3 protein-coding genes are annotated in these 2,929 nt (G+C 57.1%); all 3 read right to left on the bottom strand.

Annotated features, from left to right (window positions below; all coding sequences use genetic code 11):
• Positions 1-83: 83 nt before the first annotated feature.
• Entirely contained in the window at positions 84-719 is a 636-nt protein-coding gene (locus tag ACOCD2_RS15615) for an RHS repeat domain-containing protein (protein ID WP_293649488.1), read from the bottom strand.
• Positions 720-723: 4 nt separating this feature from the next.
• The gene (locus tag ACOCD2_RS15610) at positions 724-1,965 is read right to left on the bottom strand and encodes a DUF1015 domain-containing protein (protein ID WP_293649486.1); all 1,242 of its coding nucleotides are present in this window, start codon (positions 1,963-1,965) and stop codon (positions 724-726) included.
• 75 nt (positions 1,966-2,040) lie between these two features.
• Positions 2,041-2,929 (bottom strand): acyl-CoA desaturase (locus ACOCD2_RS15605; RefSeq protein WP_293652867.1); only part of this gene is annotated, 889 nt, incomplete at its 5' end.

Here is a 2,929-nt window from a genome sequence, read left to right as displayed (position 1 = left end):
CCGGGAAAACAGTGCGGCCTCGCGGCTACTGGGGACTACCAGCCTTCTCTTCGCTCTCCATGGCTGGCAGCGCAAGAAGATCCTCATTTGCAAGTTTCCTCTTCTTCCTCACACTGCTCTAGGCACTCGGCCAAGCTAACAAAACCATATGCTGAGTTTCCAGATGATCCAACATGAATAGCACCACCACCGGCTGTCGCTCCAGCGACCCCAAGCCCCATTCGACCAACCAGCGCTCCAATCCCCATACCTGCTGCTCCGGCCAACATGGTCGAACCAACCGCATTTGCCCAACACATTGTCACGCAACCATGTTCGATTGGTTGGCCATCAGGTCCTTTCGGATTTTTGGTAGGTCGAAGACCGAGCGGGTCATTAATTCCCCCATTCAACCCGATAGGATCAGCTGTGATGTAACGCCCTATCTTCGGATCATAGTACCGGAAGTAGTTGTAATACAACCCACTCTCCACATCAAAATACTGCCCCGGAAACCGCAGGTTCAGGATAAAAGGCTGTCCATCGCCATCGGGATCTTCCTCCGGCAGGGTACCGCCGAAGGGTTCGGAATTCCACCGCCAGATGACTTGTCCACTTTCATCGCTGGCAGCACGGGGGCTACCCAGGTGGTCGGGGTGCAGGTTATACAGACCAGTGGTTTTCAGGTTTGCATCGGGTGTCCGGCTGCGCAGCTGCAGAATGGCAGGCCGAGCGATCACTGCGTCAATCCAAAACGTGGCTCACCAGCCCATCCGCCAGCTTGGGCTCGAACCAGGTGGATTTGGGCGGCATGACTTCACCCGCATCCGCTACGGCCATGAGTGCTTCCATGGTGGTGGGATAGAGTGAGAAAGCCACCTGCCAGTCGCCGGAGTCCACGCGCTTCTCCAGCTCACCCAGGCCGCGGATGCCGCCGACGAAATCGATACGGTTGTCGGTGCGGGGATCTTCTATGCCCAGCAGAGGGGCGATGAGATTGTCCTGTAACAGGCTGACATCGAGACGCGCTACGGGATCGTCCTGGGGGATACGCTCCGGCTTGATAGTGAGCTTGTACCACTGGCCACCCAGGTACATGCCATACTCGCTGCTGTGCGCCGGTTTCACCGGCTCGTCCGAAGGTTCCACGGTGAAGGCGGCGCTGATCTGCGCCATGAAGGTTTCCGGCGAGAGACCGTTCAGGTCTTTCACCACGCGGTTGTAGTCCAGTATCTGCATCTGGTCGTGGGGAAAGATGACGCTGAGAAAATAGTTGTAGCTCTCCTCCCCTGTATGATTTGCATTGGCTGCCTTGCGCGTCGCGGCCACCCGGGAGGCCGCCGCCGACCGGTGATGCCCGTCGGCCACGTAGAGAGCATCCAGGGCACCAAAGGCATCGGTAAGGGTTTTCACCGTATCTTCATCGGACAGCACCCACAGCTCGTGCCGCACGCCATCGGCAGCGGTCACGTCCATATCCGGTGTTCTTTTCGTGGTGTTCGCCAGAATACTGTCGATGACTGCCGTGGCCGGATAGACCAGGAACACAGGGCCAGTCTGCGCATTGAGAGTATCGATGTTGCGCACACGATCGTCTTCTTTCACCGGACGGGTGAACTCGTGTTTCTTGATGCGGTCCTGATCATAGGCTTCAACCGACACCACGGCCATGAGCCCGGTCTGCACATGATCACCCATGGTCAGGCGGTAGACGTAGTAGGCCGGTTTGTCCTCGCGGGCCAGTACACCCTCCCCCACCATGTGATCCAGGTTGTCACGTCCCTTGGCATAGACTTCCGGCGCATAGGGATCCGTGCCTTCCGGCAGGTCCACTTCCGGGTGGGAGATGTGCAGGAAGCTCCAGGGGCGGCCTTCCACCATGGCACGGGCTTCCGCCTCGTTCATTACGTCATAGGGTGGCGCAACGACATCATCGGCGCGGTCGGCGACAGGGCGCAGGCCGGTAAAGGCTTTGATCAGGGACATGGGACTACTCGCTGGTATTGAAAACTGGGTGCAATTGTTTCAAAAAAGCCTGAAGATTACCAACAAAGTCCGGAATCAGTTTTCAGGGGCAACACGGGGTTTGTGCAGGTTCCATACCAGCCCCAGTTTCTCCAGCAGACGAATACCCAGGTATATGCCATCCACCTCCCACCAGCTGCAGGATGCTGAAGCCGAGCGGGGATAGCGATGATTGTTGTTGTGCCAGTTCTCTCCCCACATGAACGGAAACAGCCACCAGACATTGCGGCTGTTGTCACTGGTCTCGAAGCGTCGGGAACCCACCATGTGGGCAACCGAATTCACGAGGCAGGTACCGTGCAGAATCAGCAGCGTGGACAGAATGAATCCCCAGCTGACCAGCTGCAACGCTGAAGTGCCCAGCTCCGGATAGTGGGCTGAAAGAAATCTTCCCAGCAGAAGCAATGCAGCAATCAGGCTCAGCGTGCCGATGTAGTGGTGCCGGTTCAGGAAAAGGATCTCCGGAAAGTCGGCATACGCCTGCTCCAGCTTCTTGTCCGTCGGCAACGCGTCCTTCTCCAGCAGCCAGCCAAGATGGGCATGGAACCCGTCTTGCAACACAGGGGAATGCGGATCACCTTCCCGATCCGAATGGCGATGATGACGGTTATGACTGGTTGCCCAGGAAAGTGGTCCTTTCTGCCCTGCGGTGCTGCCAGTAAAAGCCAGCATGAACTGGAACCAGCGCGAGGTTTCATAGCTGCGGTGGGAAAAATAGCGATGATAACCCCCTGCAATGGCCCACAAGCGTGTGAAATACAAGACAAGGAAACAAAGCAGTGCCGTAAGACTGAATCCTGAAACGAAAACGAGTATCAGGGACACAAGCGTGTCTTCGGCCTCGTGATAGATTTTGGGACATCCCAGTCCCCAAAATCGACTCGGCCTTTGACAACCTATTTGTGCCCCAGCCGTCCTGGTCACC

Source organism: Thiolapillus sp. (genome assembly GCF_048562965.1).
Lineage (GTDB): Bacteria > Pseudomonadota > Gammaproteobacteria > Chromatiales > Chromatiaceae > Thiolapillus > Thiolapillus brandeum_A.
This window is presented reverse-complemented; position numbering and strand designations above follow the sequence as displayed.